This window comes from Streptomyces sp. YKOK-I1, assembly GCF_054660435.1.
The window spans coordinates 3,372,605-3,389,623 of the sequence record NZ_BAAGDR010000001.1 but is presented as its reverse complement, the minus strand read 5'-3'; the positions used below and the strand labels follow the sequence as shown (position 1 = coordinate 3,389,623).

Here is a 17,019-nt window from a genome sequence, read left to right as displayed (position 1 = left end):
CCTTGTCAGGCGGCGCCATGCTCGGAGAGGAGCTCACGAGCGGCGTCGAGGTCGTCGGGGGTCTTCAGCGCGAGCGTCTTGACGCCGGGCAGGGCGCGTTTGGCGAGGCCGACCAGGGTGCCGCCGGGGCAGACCTCGATGATCGCGGTCGCGCCGAGCTCCTTGAAGGTCTCCATGCACAGGTCCCAGCGGACCGGGTTGGCGACCTGGCCGACCAGCCGCTCCAGCACCTCGGCGCCGGTCGCGACGGTCCTGCCGTCCTTGTTCGAGACGTACACGACCGTCGGGTCGGCCGGGGCCAGCTCCGCGGCGGCCTTGGCGAGGGTCTCGACGGCCGGGGCCATGTGGTGCGTGTGGAACGCGCCGGCGACCTTCAGCGGGACGACCTTGCGGACGCCCTCGGGCTTGTCCTCGTTCAGCGCGGCGAGCTGCTCCAGGGTGCCGGCCGCGACGATCTGGCCCGCGCCGTTGACGTTCGCCGGGGTCAGCCCGAGCTTCTCCAGATGCGGCACGGTGACCTCGGGGTCGCCGCCGAGCAGCGCCGACATCCCGGTCGCGGTGACCGCGGCGGCCTCGGCCATCGCGAGGCCACGGCGGCGTACGAGGGTCAGCGCGGCGGTGTCGTCGAGGACACCCGCGAAGGCGGCCGCGGTGATCTCGCCGACACTGTGACCGGCGACCGCGCCGGGCGTGATGTCACCGAGCGCCGTGGCCGAGACGATCCCGGCCGCCACCAGCAGCGGCTGGGCGATCGCGGTGTCACGGATCTCGTCCGCGTCGGCGTGCGTGCCGTAGTGCACCAGGTCGAGGTCGATGGCCGCCGACAGGGCACGCAGGCGGTCCTCGACACCGGGGAGGTCGAGCCAGGGGGTCAGGAAGCCGGGCGTCTGGGCGCCCTGGCCGGGAGCGACGAGTACGAGCACTCTCACACTCTCTCTTGTGGACGGCCGGGGCCGCCCGTGGGGACAGGGACGAAGAACGGCAGGGGGTTTTGTGGACCCCCGACAAAAGCCTACGTCTGGGGATCTCCGTCGACGAGGCGCCCCAGGATGAGCGCGATCCGCAGGGTGAATGCGGAGCGTACATCGGATGGTGACCAGCCGGTGACGTCAGTCACACGTCGGAGCCGGTAGCGCACGGTGTTGGGATGCACGAACAGCATCCGCGCCGCGCCCTCCAGACTGCTCGCCTGTTCGAGATACACGGAGAGCGTCTCCAGCAGCGCGGAGCCGGCCTCCTCCAGCGGTCTGTAGATCTCCTCCACCAACTGCTCGCGCGCGCTGGGATCACCGGCGATCGCGCGTTCCGGAAGCAGATCGTCCGCCAGGACCGGGCGCGGCGCGTCCTGCCAGGCCGAACACGCCTTGAGGCCCGCGGCGGCCGCCTGCGCGGACCGGGTGGCCGCCAGCAGATCGGGCACGACGGGCCCGGCCACCACCGGACCGGCGGCGAACGGCCCGATCAGCGACTTGGCGACGGCGATCGGATTGTCGCTGCCGCCCGCGATGACGACCAGCCGCGAGCCCAGCACCCCGGTGAGCACCTGGAGCTTGGCGTGCCGGGAAGCGCGCCGGATGGCCTCGACGGTCAGCTCGGAGTCCCCGTCCGGGGCGGTGCCGAGCACCACGCACACATGTTCCGGCGCGTTCCAGCCGAGCGCGGCGGCCCGGCTCACGGCACCCTCGTCGGCCTCCCCGCTGAGCACCGCGTTGACGACCAGCGACTCCAGCCGGGCGTCCCAGGCGCCGCGCGCCTCTGCGGCCTGGGCGTACACCTGGGCGGTCGCGAAGGCGATCTCGCGCGCGTAGACGAGCAGCGCCTCGCGCAGCACACCCTCGTCACCGGGGGCCGCGACCTCGTCGATCGCGGACTCCATGACCTCGATCGTGGTGCGGACCATCTCCACGGTCTGGCGCAGCGTGATGGCCCGGGTCAGCTCCCGGGGCGCGGTCCCGAACACATCGGTGGAGATCGCCTGTGGGGCGTCCGGGTGCCGGAACCACTCCGTGAAGGCGGCGATGCCGGCCTGGGCGACCAGCCCGATCCAGCTACGGTTCTCCGGGGGCATCGCCCGGTACCACGGCAGCGTCTCGTCCATCCGCGCGATGGCCTGCGCGGCGAGGCTCCCGGAGGACTTCACCAGCCGCTTCAGGGTCGCGGGGTGCGGGTGGTCGGGGTGCGCTGCGGTGTCGGGGTGGGTGGTTTCGGGTTCGGGCACGTGCACAAGGTTGCCTTATCGCGAGGGCGATGTGCGTGGGCGGGGCCTCGCGTGGTCCGACTCACGCGCCCTGGGGCTACCGTGGGGGCGTGATGGACGTACGCCGCGCCGACGCGCGCTATCCCGGAGGGGACCCGGCGGCCGGCATCGAGACACGGCACGCCTTCTCCTTCGGGTCCCACTACGACCCCGACAACCTCCGCTTCGGCGCGCTGATCGCCTGCAACGAGGAGCGGCTCGCACCCGGCGCCGGGTTCGACGAGCACCCCCACAGCCACACCGAGATCGTCACCTGGGTCGTGGAGGGTCAGCTGACGCACCGCGACTCACAGGGCCACGAGACGACGGTCCGGCCGGGGGACGTCCAGCGCCTCAGCGCGGCGGGCGGCGTCCGGCACGTCGAGCGCAACGACGGCACCGCCCCCCTCACCTTCGTGCAGATGTGGCTGGCCCCGCTGGACCCCGGCGGCGACCCGTCGTACGAGATCGTCCACGGCATCGCGGACTCCACGCCCTACGCCGTCCCCGGCGCCGGGGCGATGCTCCACGTACGACGGCTGGTGCCGGGGGAGCGGACGGCGGTGCCGGACGCGCCACGGGTGTACGTCCACGTGGTGCGCGGCACCGTCCGGATGGGCCCGCACGAGCTGGGCCCCGGGGACGCGGTGCGCGCCGCGGACGAGAAGGACCTCGACCTGCACACCCTGACGGGCCCGGCGGAGGCGCTGATCTGGGAGCTGTCCGGCTAGGGCGCCGGTGTTCTCCTGCGGGCCGCCAGCAACGCGATGTCGTCCTCGAACATGCCGCTGGTCAGCCGCGTGAGCAGGGTGTCGAGCAGCTGCTCCAGCGGGCCGTCGGCCGACAGGCCCATCTCGGTGAGGGAGCGCATGCCGTCGTCGATGTCCACCCCGCGCTGCTCCACGAGACCGTCGGTGTAGAGCAGCAGGACGTCTCCGGGCTCGAAGGAGAACGTTGTCATCTCGCGTGCGACTCCAGCCGGTGGATCACCGCCCGCCACAGCCGGCGTCCGCCCGGCGCGGGGGTGAGGACGGTGGTCAGCGTCACCTCCCGGGGGCGCCCGTCCACCAGCACCTCGATCAGGACGCGGGCAGGCCAGTGGCCTGGGACCAGGCGGGATTGACGTACAGATAGAGCGTCGCCGCACGGTCGGTGACCGCCGTGCGCGGTCCCTGGGGCTGGACCGGGGGAAAGAGCCACGACGGCGGAAGTCGTTCAGCGTTCACCGTCTTCTCCAGCTGTCCGGGGAAGCTGTCGGGACGTCGATTCCCTTCCCATCCTGTGGGCAGGGAAGGGGCGGCGCATCTTGGCTGATCAGTGGCCGTCGGCCCCCGCCTCGGCGAGCACCGCGTCCGTGAACGCCGGCCAGGTCTCCACCGCCCACGGCCCGAAGGCGCGGTCGGTCAGCGCGACGGCCGCCAGCCCCGCGGCCGGGTCGATCCACAGGAACGTACCGGACTGGCCGAAGTGGCCGAAGGTGCGCGGGGAGGACGAACTCCCCGTCCAGTGCGGGGACTTGCCGTCGCGGATCTCGAAGCCGAGACCCCAGTCGTTGGGGTTCTGATGGCCGTACCCCGGCAGGACGCCCTTCGTGCCGGGGTACTGGACGCTCATCGCCTCCGCCACCGTGCGCGGGTCCAGCAGCCGGGGCGCCTGCACCTCGGCCGCGAAGCGGAGAAGGTCCTCAACCGTCGAGACGCCGTCCTTGGCGGGGGAGCCCTCCAGGGTGGTGGCCGTCATGCCCAGCGGCTCCAGCACCGCCTGCCGCAGATACTCCGCGAACGGGATGTCCGTGGCCTTCGCGAGGTGGTCGCCGAGCTGCTCGAACCCGGCGTTGGAGTACAGCCGCCGCTCCCCGGGCGCCGCCGTCACCCGGTGCTCGTCGAAGGCGAGCCCCGAGGTGTGCGCGAGGAGGTGCCGTACCGTCGCCCCGGGTGGCCCGGCCGGCTCGTCCAGCTCCACCGCCCCCTCCTCGTACGCGACGAGCACGGCGTACGCGGCCAGCGGCTTGGTGACCGAGGCCAGCGGGAACCGCCGCCCGACCGGCCCCTGGGTGCCCAGGACCGTGCCGTCGGCCCGTACGACACCCGCGGCGGCGGAGGGAACCGGCCAGTTCTCGATCAGCGCGAGGCTCTGCAGCGACATGCCGACGAGCCTATGTCCCTCACAACAGCAGCTCCAGCAAGGGGTCCGGCTTGGGGCGGAAGCCCAGGGACACGTACAGCGGCTCGGCCTCGGTGGACGCGGTGAGGTGCACCTGGCGCACCCCCCGTTCCCGGAACCACGCCAGCAGCGCGTCCATCCCGGCCCGTGCGTAGCCCCGGCGGCGGGCGTCCGGGTCGGTCGCGACGCTGAAGACGTACCCGACGGCGCCGAGCGGGTTGCCGGCCCGTCCGATCCGGTACTCCACCGTCCCCACCACCAGCGCGGCCAGCGCCCCCGCCCGTGCGGGATGGTCGACGACGAACGCGCCGAAGTCCCCGTCGGGCTCGGCGAGCCGGGCCCGCAGTCCGGGCAGGGACTCCCTCTGCCAGTCGGTCGGCCCGGCGTTGGTGCCGGCCAGGGAGTCGATCATCACCTGACGCAGCCGCAGTACCTCGGCGGCGTCCTCGGGCAGCGCCCGGCGCACAACGGTCATGGCCCCGCACGCTAACCGTCATGATCAGGCCGCGTCCCCCGAATTCTTACCGATTCCGCTTGCTTGGAGCCCACTCCAAGGTCATAGCGTGGAGGCCATGACGGTGTTGCAGACCACGCCCGTGACCACCGAGCAGGACCCGAGCCCCGCAGACGTCTGCTCCGCGCCACCACCGCGGCATCCCCGCCCCGACGGGCAGGACAGCTACACGATCAGCGAGGTCGTCGCGTTCACCGGCCTGACGGCCCACACCCTGCGCTGGTACGAGCGGATCGGGCTGATGTCCCACATCGACCGCTCGCACACCGGCCAGCGCCGCTACAGCAACCGGGACCTGGACTGGCTCGACCTCGTCGGCAAGCTGCGGCTCACCGGGATGCCGGTCGCCGACATGGTGCGGTACGCGGAGCTGGTGCGCGAGGGCGACAGCACGTACGGGGAGCGCTACGAGCTGCTGGAGGCGACACGGCGGGACGTCATGGCCCGGATCGCCGAGCTCCAGGACACGCTCGCCGTGCTCGACCGCAAGATCATGTTCTACGCGGACGCCTCGCGCGTCCAGGCGTACGAAGGGGAGAGGACCACCCGATGACCGACAGCGGGATCCCGACCGCGCGACTCGGCGAGAGCGGCCCCGAGGTCGGTGTCCAGGGCCTCGGCTGCATGGGCATGAGTTTCGCGTACGGCCCCCCGGACGCGAAGGAGTCCCGGGACACCCTGGAACGCGCCCTGGAGCTCGGTGTCACCCTGTACGACACGGCGGACGCGTACGGCGCGGGGGACAACGAACGCTTCCTCTCCCCCTTCTTCAGGGCGCACCGCGACGAGGTCGTCATCGCGACCAAGTTCGCGCTGTGGATCCCGCCCGAGGACCCGTCCCGGCGGATCATCCGCAACGACGAGCCGTACATCCGCCAGGCCGTCGAGGACAGCCTGAAGCGGCTGGACGTCGATGTGATCGACCTCTACTACATGCACCGGCGCGATGTGGACGTGCCGATCGAGGACACCGTGGCCGTGATGGCGGAGCTGGTCCGCGAGGGCAAGGTCAGGCAGCTGGGCCTGAGCGAGGTGACGGCCGCCGAACTGCGCGCGGCGCACGCGGTGCACCCCATCGCCGCCGTGCAGTCGGAGTGGTCCCTGTTCAGCCGGGACATCGAGGCCCATGTCGTCCCGGCGGCGACCGAACTCGGCGTGAGCCTCGTCCCGTACTCCCCGCTCGGTCGCGGCTTCCTCACCGGTTCCTTCGCCGACGCCGCCCAGGACCTCGGCGCCGACGACTTCCGCCGTACCCAGCCGCGCTTCACCGGCGAGAACGCGGCCGCCAACGGGGCCCTCCTGGAGCCGATCCGCGCGGTGGCGGCGGCCCACGGGGCCACCCTCGGTCAGATCGCGCTGGCCTGGGTCCACCAGCGGTCGGAGGCGTTCGGCCTCCCGGTGATCCCGATCCCGGGCACCAGGAAGCCCGGCCGGGTGGAGGAGAACACGACGGCGGCCACGATCCGACTCACGGACGAGGAACTGGTGCTGCTGGAGCCGATCGCGGGCAAGGTGGCAGGAGACAGGTACGCGGACATGCGGTTCGCTTCAGCCGGCCGCGAGTAGGGGTCTTTTGCCTTTAGGGGCGCGGGGAACTGCGCGATCAACCCCCACCGACCCGCACCCGACCACGCACCCCTAAAGCTCAGCCAACAACTCGGCCTTCTTCGCGGAGAACTCCTCATCGGTCACCAGACCGGCCTGATGCAGTTCTCCCAGATGCCTGATCCGTTCGGCGATGTCCGAGGGATCGCGACGGGGGCCCGTGACCGAGGCCACGGGCCCCCGCGTCCGGACCGCGGAGAGGACCGCCGCCGCGAACGGCAGAGACTCGTGCACCGGCCCGTACCCCAGCCCGAACACCACGGTCCCCGGGTCCTGGTCGGCCTGCGCCTGCGCCGGGGAGTCCGCACCGCGCACCAGCCGCAGATGCCCCTCGAACACCTCCGGCGAGCGCCACTCCACCCCGCTCAGCTCGGACACGGCGAAACTCTGGTCGCCGGCTTTCCACTTCGCCGAGGACGCCCCCGTCCAGAACCACCGGAACCGCACGGTCCGGCCGTCGAAGGACGCCTTCCCGTCGTACGCCTTGAACGACAGCGGCGCCTCGGGAGGCGGGACGAGGAATCGTTCCGCCGGACCGGACTCCGTCAGCCGGGAGCGCAGCTCGTCGGCGTAGAACTCCGCGAGCACCTCCCGCTCGGCGGGCAGCACCAGCCGGTAGGGGTCGGAGCCGTCCTTGAGCTGGCCCGCCGCCGCCTCGATCAGCGGATCGGCCCCCGCCCGCGGCTCCGCGCGCAGCACGACGGTCCCGCGCCGGCCCGGGGAGAGCGTCACCCCGGACAGGGCAGTGAGCGGAATTCTTCGTTCACCCAGCGCCGACAGCAGCCTGGGCGTGCGCATCCCCCGTTCGTAGCGGATGAGGACGGAGTCGGACTCGAACTCCCAGGCGGCATGAAATCCGGCCAGTACGTCACCCATGCGGCTCATCGTATGCGGGACACGCATCTTCGTCCCCTCCTCGCGCATGCCGCAATTCCTGCGTCTCTACGCGCGTCCAGCCGTCGTCGTGTCGGACAAACCCTCCCGGCAGGCGCCGGAGTCGTCGGCGCACTCCACGGAGCGGTACGCGCCAGAGCCGATGTCGGCGAGGTTGCGCAGGCTGTCGGTGCCCGGCACGAAGTAGCCGCCGTGGCCCTGCGCGTCCTCGGAGGACAGCACCCGCGCCCCGAACGCCCGCGCCATCGGATCCTCGCCGTGCCCGAGCCCGCCGACCTCCAGATGTGGGACGTCCCCCACCCAGTCGTCGGCGTCGCGCATCGCCCACACCCGGGCGTCGGTGCCCAGCTCGGCCGCCTTCTCCACCCGCATGCCGGGGCTGCCGGCCACCGCTATGTCGCTCACCCGGTCCGGCAGCGTGTGCGCGGCGACCCCGCACAGCACCGAGCCGTAGCTGTGGCAGAACAGCGAGACGGGCGAGGTGCCGGGCAGGGCGCGCAGCAGGGCGTTCAGCCGTACGGCGCCGCTCTCGGCGCGCATCGCGGTCGCCGAGTCGATGCCGAGGCCGTCGGGGGAGGTGTAGTCGGCCCAGGCGATCACGGCGGTCCGGGCGGAGGGGCGCGCCTCGCGCTCGGCCGCGTACAGCGCCTCGGCCATGCCGACGGGCGCCGAGTACCTGCGGTTGGTGCGCTGGAAGGTGAGCAGATCGGTGTCGACGCCGGGGACGACGACGGAGATCCGCTCGGCGGTGTCCAGGTCGCCGAAGACCTCGGCGGCCCGGCCCGAGCCCTCCGGGTCGAAGGCGAGGATGTGCCGGCCGGCGCCGCTCATCGCCTCGTAGCGGTGCATGCGCCGCCCGGCCTCCTGCTGTCCGGCGGGCGTGAGGCGGCTGTCGTGCATCCGCCCCCGCTCGACGCGGATCTGCTGGTGCAGCGCGATCCGGTTGGCGCGGTAGCGCAGCTCGACCGGGGCGCCGTTCATGTTGCCCACGGCGAGCGCGTAGTCATGGGCGAGCCCGGTGCGCTCGGCGGCGGTCAGCGAGGCGAAGAAGCGGGCGATCCGGCCCGGTGCCGCGTCCGGGTCCGGCAGGGCGCGGCCGTCCACCCGGCCGTGCTCCCAGGCCGAGCGCGAGGCCTTCAGCGCGGTGGTCCCCTCGTGGTGGCGTACCGCGGTCCAGCCGGCGGTCGCCAGCATCACGAACACCACCGCCAGCGCGGGGAGCGCGCGCCAGAGGCTCAGTTGCGGGGAGGTGTCGAAGGAAGTCACTGGGAGGACACACTAGGAGAACGACCGGGTCTCAGGTTAATAAAGTGGCGGGGATCACGTTTCGACCGGCGTGTCGATGGTCATAGACCTCTTCAGGCCTTGCGCCAGTCCCCCAGCAGGGCCGGTCCGACCTGGTCGAGATGGCGGGTCGTCAGCGCGTGCATACCGGCCGGGCTGAACTCCCCCTCCGCCGCTGTCACCCACTGCCGCTCGGTCACCCGCATCACCCCGCTGAACACCGCCACCGCGAGCCGCGGCCGCGGATCGGTGTCCACGTCCAGGCCCTCCCGCTCGGCGATCACGCCCGCGAGCGCCTCCTCGACCTCGGTCGACCGCCGAAGATACGCGGCGAGCAGCACCGGCGTCGACTCGATCACCCGGTACATCCGCAGATACAGCTCCACGGGTACGACGCTCTCCACGACCTCGTTGAGGGAGGACCAGCCGTCCAGCACGGCCTGCCGCAGCGCCTCCATCGGCGGCTCGTGCGCCGGACGCTCCCGCACCGCCTGCACGAACCGCTCCACGGTCAGCTCCACCAGGCCGAGCGCGGCCTCCTCCTTGCCGGCGAAGTAGCGGAAGAAGGTGCGCGGCGAGACGTCGACGGCCTCGGCGATCGCGTCCACGGTGGTGTGCTCGTACCCCCGCGACACGAACAGCTCCACCGCGGCCCGCAGCAGCGCGTCCCGGGTGCGCCGCTTCTTGCGTTCACGCAGGGTCTGTTCGCGCAGTGTGTGCATACGTGTCAGTTACTGACTTGTGAACTCGTTTGTCAATTGTCAGTGGCTGTCCTTAGCCTCGAGCGCATGACTAGTCAGACCACCATCGACACGACGGGGTCGGGGGACAAGGCGCCGGCGGCCCCGTCGGACCTGCCCCCGGCCCAGGGGCTGCGCGGCCACCCGTGGTTCACCCTCATCACCGTCGCCGTCGGGGTCATGATGGTGGCCCTCGACGGCACCATCGTGGCCATCGCCAACCCGGCCATCCAGAAGGACCTGGGCGCCACCTTCGCCCAGGTGCAGTGGATCACCAACGGCTACTTCCTGGCCCTCGCGGTCTCCCTGATCACCGCGGGCAAGCTCGGTGACCGCTTCGGCCACCGCCAGACCTTCCTGATAGGCGTCGTCGGCTTCGCCGCCGCCTCCGGCGCGATCGGCCTGTCCGACAGCATCGCGCTGGTCGTCACCTTCCGTGTGCTGCAGGGCCTCTTCGGCGCGCTGCTGATGCCGGCCGCGCTCGGTCTGCTGCGGGCGACCTTCCCGGCCGAGAAGCTCAACATGGCCATCGGCATCTGGGGCATGGTCATCGGCGCCTCCACGGCGGGCGGCCCGATCCTCGGCGGTGTCCTCGTCGAGCACGTCAGCTGGCAGTCGGTGTTCTTCATCAATGTGCCGGTCGGCCTCGTCGCCCTCGTCCTGGGCGTGCTGATCCTGCTCGACCACCGGGCCGAGAACGCGCCCCGCTCGTTCGACCTGCTCGGCATCGCCCTGCTGTCGGCCGCGATGTTCTGCCTGGTCTGGGCTCTGATCAAGGCCCCGACCTGGGGCTGGGGCGACGGCAAGACCTGGGCCTTCGTCATCGGGTCCGTCGTGCTGTTCGCCGCCTTCGCCCTGTGGGAGACGAAGGTGAAGGAGCCGCTGATCCCGCTGGCGCTGTTCCGTTCCGTCCCGCTGTCGGCGGGCGTGGTCCTGATGGTCCTCATGGCCATCGCCTTCATGGGCGGCCTGTTCTTCGTGACGTTCTACCTGCAGAACGTGCACGGCATGAAGCCCATCGACGCCGGTCTGCACCTCCTTCCGCTCACCGGCATGATGATCGTCGGCTCCCCGCTCGCGGGCGCGATGATCACCAGGCTGGGTCCGCGCATCCCGCTGGCCGGCGGCATGGCGGCCACCGCGATCGCCATGTACGGCATGTCCACGCTGGAGACGGACACCGGCAGCGCCGTCATGTCCCTGTGGTTCGCCCTGCTGGGCCTCGGGCTCGCCCCGGTCATGGTCGGCGCCACCGAGGTCATCGTCGGCAACGCGCCGATGGAGCTGTCCGGCGTGGCGGGCGGCCTCCAGCAGGCGGCGATGCAGATCGGCGGCAGCCTCGGCACCGCCGTGCTGGGCGCCGTGATGGCCTCCAAGGTGGACGGCGACCTGCCGGGCAACTGGACCGCGGCGGGTCTGCCCGCACTCACCCCCGCCCAGCTCGACCAGGCCTCCGAGGCGGTCCAGGTCGGGGTGGCGCCGGTGACGCCCGAGACTCCGGCCGAGGTCGCCGCGAAGATCACCGACGTCGCCCACGACACCTTCATCTCCGGCATGAGCCTGGCGTCCCTGGTGGCGGCCGGGGTCGCGGTCGTCGCCGTGTGCGTCGCCCTGCTCACCAAGCGCGGCGAGAACGCGGAGGCGGGCGCCGGGGTCGGTCACATCTGAGGCCACGATCCGAGGGTCACGATCCGAGGCCACCCCCGGCAGGGGAAATCTGACGGATTTTCAAAGGATTTCCCCTATCCGGGTGATGAGGCTAAAGGCCCCTCGCCTCCGGAACACGCCACGGGTCACAGTTAGTCAAGCCCTCCGGATGGGAGGGCGGTCAGGGCCGCGACGCGCTGCCGGAGGGGGACGGCGCGCCGCGGCCCTGGCCTGCGTCCGGGCGTCAGGACGGCTGGACCTGGTCGAAGAGGGCGACGGCTGCGGCAGGATCCGGGCTCACCAGGCGTTCCAGGCCGGCCGTCGTGATCTCCGCCCAGCGGCCGGCCCGTGCCCACATCCGTTCCTCGAACGCGCGAACGACGTCGTCCGGATCCCCGGTGCCGGTGGCGAGGGACTCGGCCAGCTCGGCGCCCTCCAGCATCGCGAGGTTCGCGCCCGCCCCCAGCGGCGGCATCAGATGGGCGGCGTCGCCCAGGAGCGTCACCCCGGGGACGTGCTCCCAGGTGTGCGACACGGGCAGGACGTGGAGGGGGCGGTGGGCGAAGACGGCGCCGTGGTGGAGCAGGTCGAGGACGGGAGCGGCCCAGCCGTCGAACAGGGCCAGCAGACTCGCTCGCACGGCCCCGGCGTCGGCCGGGTCCAGGTCCGTGTGCCAGTCCAGCGGCGCGCGGAACTGGGCGTACACCTTGACGTGGCCGCCGCTGTTGCGCTGGGCGACGAGCTTGCGGTTCACGCCGTACACGGCCATGGAGCCGTCGCCGATCATCCGGGCGAGGTCCGGGTGACGGGTGTCGACGTCGTCCAGGGAGGTCTCGACCGTGGTGATGCCGGTGTAGTGCGGCATCACCGGTGAGACGGCCGGGCGGGTCCGGGACCAGGCGCCGTCCGCGCCGACCACGAGGTCGAACGTCTCCTGCCGCCCGTCCGCGAAACGGACGAGGACGCCGTCCCGGGTCCCCGGCACCACCTGCGTCACCTCCCGCCCCCACCGGACATCGAGAGGGCCGAGCAGCAGGTCGCGCAGCTGCCCGCGGTCGATCTCGGGATTGGCCCGCTCGTCGGCACGGGGCCGCCAGTCCCGCAGGACGGTCCCGTCCGTGTCCAGGATGCGCATGGCCTGACCCTCGGGGCGGGACAGCGCCTGGAACTCCGCCAGCAGCCCCGCCTTGTCCAGCGCCGGCTGGCCGAGCCCTTCGTGCAGGTCCAGCGTGCCGCCCGGGGGGCGCGCATCGGGCCCGGGATCGCGTTCCAGGACGGTGACGGGGTGGTCATGGCGGTGCAGGACACGGGCGAAGGTGAGGCCGCCAGGGCCACTGCCGACTACGGCGATGCGTTGTCTCATGTCGATACACTGTATTTTCCCGGTACGGTGCATCGCAACAGTACGATGTGGCCATGACTGTCTGGGACCGGCCGGAGCCGCCGACTCGCCCCGTGCCGCTCGACCGGGAGCGGATCGTCGCCGCCGCCGTCGCCCTGGCCGACGAGGGCGGGCTGGAGGCGGTGTCGGTGCGCAAGGTCGCCGCCCGGCTGAACGCCGGCCCGATGCGGCTGTACGGATACATCTCCACCAAGGAGGAGCTCTTCGACCTCATGGTGGACGAGGTCCAGGGCGAGATCCTCCCCGAGGAGCAGCCGGGCGACTGGCGGGAGGCGCTGCGCGTCCTCGCCCACCGCACCCGGCAGGCCGCCCTCCGTCATGAATGGCTGGCCGACCTGCTCGGCGGCCGCCCGGCCCTGGGCCCGAACGGCCTCGCCGTGGCCGAGGCCACCCTGGCCAGCCTCGACGGCCTCGCCGACGTCGACACCGTCATGCGCGCCGTGGAGACGGTCAGCGCCTACTGGACCGGCGCGATCCGGCGCGAGATCGCGAACCTGCGGGCGGAGCGCGTCACGGGCCTGTCCAAGCACGACTGGCAGCGCGCCCACGGCCCGCATCTGACGAGGATGCTGGCCACGGGCCGCTTCCCGGCGCTGTCCAAGGCCGTGTACGACGGCACGGACGTGGACGCCGGGACATCCTTCGCGACCGGCCTGGACTGGGTCCTCGACGCCGTGGCGGCCAGACTCAGCCGGACTTGATCGTTTTGTCGGCCCCTCTGAGTTCCGCCACCTCCGCGCGCAGCGCGCGGACCTCCTCGGCCAGCGCGAGGATCGCCTCCGTCTGGGCCCGCTCCTCCACGTCGTCCTTCTCGAAGCGCTCGATGAACCAGGCGGCGATGTTGGCGGTCACCACACCCAGCAGCGCGATGCCCGACAGCATCAGCCCGACCGCGATGAGCCGGCCCATCCCGGTGGTCGGCGCGTGATCGCCGTACCCCACCGTGGTCATCGTGGTGAACGACCACCACAGGGCGTCACCCAGGGTGCGGATGTTCCCCTCCGGTGACTCCCGCTCCACCGACAGCACGGCGAGCGACCCGAACATCAGCAGCCCGACGACCACCCCCGCGACATAGGTCGTCACCTGGATCTGCGTGGCCATCCTCGCCCGCCGCCCCAGCAGCAGGAGCGTGGAGACGAGCCGTAGCAGCCGCAGCTCCGCGACGAGCGGGAGCACCACCGCGCACAGGTCCAGCCAGTGGGTCCGGACGAAGGTCCGCCGGTCGGGCGTCAGTGCCAGCCGCACCAGGTAGTCCGTGGCGAACGCCCCCCACACCGCCCACTCGACCACGGTGCACGCGGACGTCACCGTGTGCCCGGCCGATGTGTCCACGATCGGCACGGCGTAGGCGACCGCGAACACCAGGGCGAGGGCCAGCAGCGGCCGTTGGCTCAGCTCTTCCCAACGCTCCTGCGCCGTTCGTTCGTGCATGCCCGCATCGTAAAGAACGCGTAAGGGGTGGTGGAGCCATCGGCCCCACCACCCCTTCGTGCGCCAGGAGCTACGCGTCGCCTCCGGCAGCCCCCGGGTCGGCCGCCGCCACGTCGAGCAGCTGGTACCGGTCGATCGCCTGCTTCAGCACCGACCGGTCGAGCTTGCCCTCCCGGGCCAGCTCGGTCAGCACACCCACCACGATCGACTGCGCGTCGATGTGGAAGAAGCGCCGCGCCGCGCCACGGGTGTCGGCGAAGCCGAAGCCGTCCGCGCCCAGCGACTGGTACGTCCCCGGCACCCACCGGGCGATCTGGTCCGGCACCGCCCGCATCCAGTCCGAGACGGCCACGAACGGCCCCTCGGCCCCGGACAGCTTGCGCGTCACGTACGGCACCCGCTGCTCCTCCTCCGGGTGGAGCAGATTGTGCCGCTCGACCTCGACGGCCTCGCGCCGCAGCTCGTTCCAGGAGGTCGCCGACCAGACGTCCGCCTTGACGTTCCACTCCTCGGCGAGGATCTTCTGCGCCTCGACCGCCCACGGCACGGCCACACCCGAGGCGACGATCTGCGCCGGGATCGAGCCCGCCGTGCCCACGCTCAGCCGGTGGATGCCCTTGAGGATGCCCTCGACGTCCACGTCGTCCGGCTCGGCCGGGTGCTGGATCGGCTCGTTGTAGACCGTGAGGTAGTAGAAGACGTCCTCGCCGTGCGGATGCTCCGCCGAGCTGCCGTACATCCTCCGGAGCCCGTCCTGCACGATGTGCGCGATCTCGTACGAGTACGCCGGGTCGTACGCCACACAGCCCGGGTTCGTCGAGGCCAGCAGCTGGGAGTGGCCGTCCGCGTGCTGGAGACCCTCACCGGTCAGCGTGGTGCGGCCGGCGGTCGCGCCCAGGACGAAACCGCGCGCCAGCTGGTCCGACATCTGCCAGAACTGGTCGCCGGTGCGCTGGAAACCGAACATCGAGTAGAAGACGTAGACCGGGATCAGCGGCTCGCCGTGCGTGGCGTACGACGAACCCGCCGCGATCAGCGAGGCCGTGCAGCCCGCCTCCGAGATGCCGTCGTGCAGCATCTGGCCGGTCGGTGACTCCTTGTACGCGAGCAGCAGATCACGGTCGACCGACTCGTACTGCTGGCCCAGCGGGTTGTAGATCTTCGCGCTCGGGAAGAACGAGTCCATGCCGAAGGTGCGGTACTCGTCGGGCGCGATCAGTACGAACCGCTTGCCGAGTTCCTTGTCCCGCATGAGGTCCTTGAGCAGCCGGACGAACGCCATGGTCGTCGCGATCGACTGCTGACCGGAGCCCTTCTTCACACTCGCGTACGTCTTGTCCGCGGGCAGTGCGAGCGGCTTGGAGCGCACGACACGGGTGGGGACGTACCCGCCCAGCGACTGGCGCCGGTCGTGCATGTACTGGATCTCCTCCGAGTTCCGCCCCGGGTGGTGGTACGGCGGCAGGCCGGACTCCAGCTCCTTGTCGGAGATCGGCAGGTGCAGCCGGTCGCGGAAGCCCTTGAGGTCCGCCACCGTCAGCTTCTTCATCTGGTGCGTGGCGTTGCGGCCCTCGAAGTTCGGGCCCAGCGTCCAGCCCTTGATCGTCTTGGCGAGGATCACCGTCGGCTGGCCGGTGTGCTCCACCGCCGCCTTGAACGCCGCGTAGATCTTCTTGTGGTCGTGGCCGCCGCGCCCCAGGTGCAGGATCTGGTCGTCGGTCATGCCCTGGACCATCGCCCGCAGCCGCTGGTCGTCGCCGAAGAAGTGGTCGCGGATGTAAGCGCCGGACTCGGTGGCGTACGTCTGGAACTGGCCGTCCGGGGTCGTGTTCATCTTGTTGACGAGGATCCCGTCGCGGTCCTGCGCGAGCAGCGGGTCCCAGGTGCGGTCCCAGATCAGCTTGATCACGTTCCAGCCGGCGCCCCGGAAGACCGACTCCAGCTCCTGGATCACCTTGCCGTTGCCGCGCACCGGGCCGTCGAGCCGCTGCAGGTTGCAGTTGACCACGAAGGTCAGGTTGTCCAGGCCCTCACGGGCGGCCAGGGACAACTGGCCGAGCGACTCCGGCTCGTCCATCTCGCCGTCGCCGAGGAACGCCCACACCCGCGACTTCGAGGTGTCGGCGATCCCGCGCGCGTGGAGATAGCGGTTCATCCGCGCCTGGTAGATCGCGCCGATCGGGCCGAGGCCCATCGACACGGTCGGGAACTCCCAGAAGTCCGGCATCAGCCGCGGGTGCGGATACGAGGACAGCCCGTACGGCGCCTTCGACTTCTCCTGGCGGAACGCGTCCAGGTTCTGCTCGCTGAGCCGGTCCAGCAGGAACGCCCGGGCGTAGATGCCGGGGGAGGCGTGGCCCTGGAAGAAGACCTGGTCGCCGCCGTCGCCCTCGTCCTTGCCGCGGAAGAAGTGGTTGAAGCCCACGTCGTAGAGGGACGCGGAGGACGCGAAGGTGGCGATGTGACCGCCCACGCCGATGCCGGGCCGCTGGGCCCTGGACACCATCACCGCCGCGTTCCAGCGGGTCGCGTTGAGGATCCTGCGCTCGATCTCCTCGTTGCCGGGGAAGAACGGCTCGGCCCGGGTGGGGATGGTGTTGACGTAGTCCGAGCTGCGCATCTCCGGCACGGCCACGCGCTTCTCGCGGGCGCGCTCGATCAGCCGCAGCATGAGGTAGCGGGCCCGCTCCCGGCCGCGCTCGTCGATCGCGGCGTCGAGGGAGTCGAGCCACTCCTGGGTTTCCTCGGGATCGAAGTCAGGAACCTGACTCGGAAGGCCGCCAATGATGATCGGGTTGCGATCGGATCCGGAAGCCACGCTGTTCCTTACTCTCGCTGTTAATCTCGCTGGTTCTCCAGTATCTGCACCGCCCCCATCGTGTACCTCGGAAGTCCAAACGTCATCTCTACCCCGTGGTAACCGGTGCCCGTTCGAGTCTCGTACCCTTGGATGGTTCTCAAATACGCAAACGGGGCAGATAGGTGTGGTGTACGTCACCATCCGTCCCGGTCTCGTGCCTGGAGTTGCGTCGACACGGCCAGGATCGTCACCGTTTCGGCGGTCTGAACCGCCGGGTACTTGCGCGATCCGCCCCGCCCG

General features: G+C 71.2%; 17 protein-coding genes. 5 read left to right on the top strand and 12 right to left on the bottom strand.

All coding sequences use genetic code 11. The features are described from left to right. Positions 1-5 precede the first annotated feature (5 nt). A complete protein-coding gene (locus ACYQ8Q_RS14680; RefSeq protein ID WP_460065139.1) occupies positions 6-923 on the bottom strand; it encodes an ACP S-malonyltransferase in 918 nt (305 codons plus the stop codon). An 89-nt stretch (positions 924-1,012) separates the two neighbouring features. Further along, on the bottom strand, positions 1,013-2,218 hold the full coding sequence (gene fasR, locus ACYQ8Q_RS14675; protein WP_460065138.1) for a fatty acid biosynthesis transcriptional regulator FasR: 1,206 nt from the start codon (positions 2,216-2,218) through the stop codon (positions 1,013-1,015). Between the two features lie 92 nt (positions 2,219-2,310). Here fasR and ACYQ8Q_RS14670 point away from each other — a divergent pair, with 92 nt between their 5' ends. Further along, entirely contained in the window at positions 2,311-2,967 is a 657-nt protein-coding gene (locus tag ACYQ8Q_RS14670) for a pirin family protein (RefSeq protein WP_460073318.1), read from the top strand. On the opposite strand, the gene ACYQ8Q_RS14665 is transcribed toward ACYQ8Q_RS14670, so the two are convergent. From ACYQ8Q_RS14665 to ACYQ8Q_RS14650, 4 genes are all read right to left on the bottom strand, one after another. Then, the gene (locus ACYQ8Q_RS14665; RefSeq protein ID WP_460065137.1) at positions 2,964-3,197 is read right to left on the bottom strand and encodes a SpoIIE family protein phosphatase; all 234 of its coding nucleotides are present in this window, start codon (positions 3,195-3,197) and stop codon (positions 2,964-2,966) included. The two genes, ACYQ8Q_RS14670 and ACYQ8Q_RS14665, sit on opposite strands and share 4 nt — an antisense overlap. 118 nt (positions 3,198-3,315) lie before the next feature. After that, a complete protein-coding gene (locus ACYQ8Q_RS14660) occupies positions 3,316-3,462 on the bottom strand; it encodes a hypothetical protein (protein ID WP_460065135.1) in 147 nt (48 codons plus the stop codon). An 88-nt stretch (positions 3,463-3,550) separates the two neighbouring features. Further along, positions 3,551-4,381 carry a serine hydrolase domain-containing protein gene (locus ACYQ8Q_RS14655; protein WP_460065133.1) on the bottom strand — a complete coding sequence of 277 codons (831 nt, stop codon included), beginning with the start codon at positions 4,379-4,381 and terminating at the stop codon, positions 3,551-3,553. 19 nt (positions 4,382-4,400) lie between these two features. Continuing rightward, positions 4,401-4,874 carry a GNAT family N-acetyltransferase gene (locus ACYQ8Q_RS14650; RefSeq protein WP_460065132.1) on the bottom strand — a complete coding sequence of 158 codons (474 nt, stop codon included), beginning with the start codon at positions 4,872-4,874 and terminating at the stop codon, positions 4,401-4,403. A 97-nt stretch (positions 4,875-4,971) separates the two neighbouring features. On the opposite strand from ACYQ8Q_RS14650, the gene ACYQ8Q_RS14645 reads away from it, so the two are divergent. Together ACYQ8Q_RS14645 and ACYQ8Q_RS14640 are read left to right on the top strand one after the other, a co-directional pair. Next, positions 4,972-5,466, top strand: a complete 495-nt coding sequence (locus ACYQ8Q_RS14645) for a MerR family transcriptional regulator (RefSeq protein WP_460065131.1) — start codon at positions 4,972-4,974, stop codon at positions 5,464-5,466. Then, entirely contained in the window at positions 5,463-6,479 is a 1,017-nt protein-coding gene (locus ACYQ8Q_RS14640; protein WP_460065130.1) for an aldo/keto reductase, read from the top strand. Before ACYQ8Q_RS14645 ends, ACYQ8Q_RS14640 begins: the two co-directional genes overlap by 4 nt. Positions 6,480-6,551: 72 nt before the next feature. Here ACYQ8Q_RS14640 and ACYQ8Q_RS14635 read toward each other — a convergent pair whose 3' ends face one another. From ACYQ8Q_RS14635 to ACYQ8Q_RS14625, 3 genes are all read right to left on the bottom strand, one after another. Further along, positions 6,552-7,403, bottom strand: coding sequence for a DUF4429 domain-containing protein (locus ACYQ8Q_RS14635; protein ID WP_460073317.1), 852 nt, complete (start codon positions 7,401-7,403; stop codon positions 6,552-6,554). 57 nt (positions 7,404-7,460) lie between these two features. After that, on the bottom strand, positions 7,461-8,678 hold the full coding sequence (locus tag ACYQ8Q_RS14630) for an alpha/beta hydrolase (RefSeq protein ID WP_460065127.1): 1,218 nt from the start codon (positions 8,676-8,678) through the stop codon (positions 7,461-7,463). Positions 8,679-8,770: 92 nt separating this feature from the next. Next, complete coding sequence (locus ACYQ8Q_RS14625; protein WP_460065125.1) at positions 8,771-9,418, bottom strand: TetR/AcrR family transcriptional regulator; 648 nt, start codon at positions 9,416-9,418, stop codon at positions 8,771-8,773. Between the two features lie 66 nt (positions 9,419-9,484). Here ACYQ8Q_RS14625 and ACYQ8Q_RS14620 point away from each other — a divergent pair, with 66 nt between their 5' ends. Further along, a complete protein-coding gene (locus ACYQ8Q_RS14620) occupies positions 9,485-11,104 on the top strand; it encodes an MFS transporter (protein ID WP_460065123.1) in 1,620 nt (539 codons plus the stop codon). Positions 11,105-11,327: 223 nt separating this feature from the next. On the opposite strand, the gene ACYQ8Q_RS14615 is transcribed toward ACYQ8Q_RS14620, so the two are convergent. Then, positions 11,328-12,446: an FAD-dependent oxidoreductase gene (locus ACYQ8Q_RS14615; RefSeq protein ID WP_460065122.1), complete on the bottom strand. Its 1,119-nt coding sequence runs from the start codon at positions 12,444-12,446 to the stop codon at positions 11,328-11,330. A gap of 53 nt (positions 12,447-12,499) precedes the next feature. On the opposite strand from ACYQ8Q_RS14615, the gene ACYQ8Q_RS14610 reads away from it, so the two are divergent. Next, a complete protein-coding gene (locus ACYQ8Q_RS14610; protein ID WP_460065120.1) occupies positions 12,500-13,186 on the top strand; it encodes a TetR/AcrR family transcriptional regulator in 687 nt (228 codons plus the stop codon). Here the strand turns inward: ACYQ8Q_RS14610 and ACYQ8Q_RS14605 are convergent. Further along, positions 13,173-13,919, bottom strand: a complete 747-nt coding sequence (locus ACYQ8Q_RS14605) for a potassium channel family protein (RefSeq protein WP_460065119.1) — start codon at positions 13,917-13,919, stop codon at positions 13,173-13,175. The two genes, ACYQ8Q_RS14610 and ACYQ8Q_RS14605, sit on opposite strands and share 14 nt — an antisense overlap. A gap of 70 nt (positions 13,920-13,989) precedes the next feature. Beyond that, on the bottom strand, positions 13,990-16,737 hold the full coding sequence (aceE, locus tag ACYQ8Q_RS14600; RefSeq protein ID WP_460065117.1) for a pyruvate dehydrogenase (acetyl-transferring), homodimeric type: 2,748 nt from the start codon (positions 16,735-16,737) through the stop codon (positions 13,990-13,992). Positions 16,738-17,019 lie beyond the last annotated feature (282 nt).

Coding starts and splice junctions, on each gene's coding strand:
- ACYQ8Q_RS14670 (WP_460073318.1), top strand. CDS start 2,311: ATGGACGTACGCCGCGCCGACGCGCGCTATCCCGGAGGGGACCCGGCG.
- ACYQ8Q_RS14665 (WP_460065137.1), bottom strand. CDS start 3,197: ATGACAACGTTCTCCTTCGAGCCCGGAGACGTCCTGCTGCTCTACACC.
- ACYQ8Q_RS14655 (WP_460065133.1), bottom strand. CDS start 4,381: ATGTCGCTGCAGAGCCTCGCGCTGATCGAGAACTGGCCGGTTCCCTCC.
- ACYQ8Q_RS14650 (WP_460065132.1), bottom strand. CDS start 4,874: ATGACCGTTGTGCGCCGGGCGCTGCCCGAGGACGCCGCCGAGGTACTG.
- ACYQ8Q_RS14645 (WP_460065131.1), top strand. CDS start 4,972: ATGACGGTGTTGCAGACCACGCCCGTGACCACCGAGCAGGACCCGAGC.
- ACYQ8Q_RS14640 (WP_460065130.1), top strand. CDS start 5,463: ATGACCGACAGCGGGATCCCGACCGCGCGACTCGGCGAGAGCGGCCCC.
- ACYQ8Q_RS14635 (WP_460073317.1), bottom strand. CDS start 7,403: ATGAGCCGCATGGGTGACGTACTGGCCGGATTTCATGCCGCCTGGGAG.
- ACYQ8Q_RS14625 (WP_460065125.1), bottom strand. CDS start 9,418: ATGCACACACTGCGCGAACAGACCCTGCGTGAACGCAAGAAGCGGCGC.
- ACYQ8Q_RS14620 (WP_460065123.1), top strand. CDS start 9,485: ATGACTAGTCAGACCACCATCGACACGACGGGGTCGGGGGACAAGGCG.
- ACYQ8Q_RS14615 (WP_460065122.1), bottom strand. CDS start 12,446: ATGAGACAACGCATCGCCGTAGTCGGCAGTGGCCCTGGCGGCCTCACC.
- ACYQ8Q_RS14610 (WP_460065120.1), top strand. CDS start 12,500: ATGACTGTCTGGGACCGGCCGGAGCCGCCGACTCGCCCCGTGCCGCTC.
- ACYQ8Q_RS14605 (WP_460065119.1), bottom strand. CDS start 13,919: ATGCACGAACGAACGGCGCAGGAGCGTTGGGAAGAGCTGAGCCAACGG.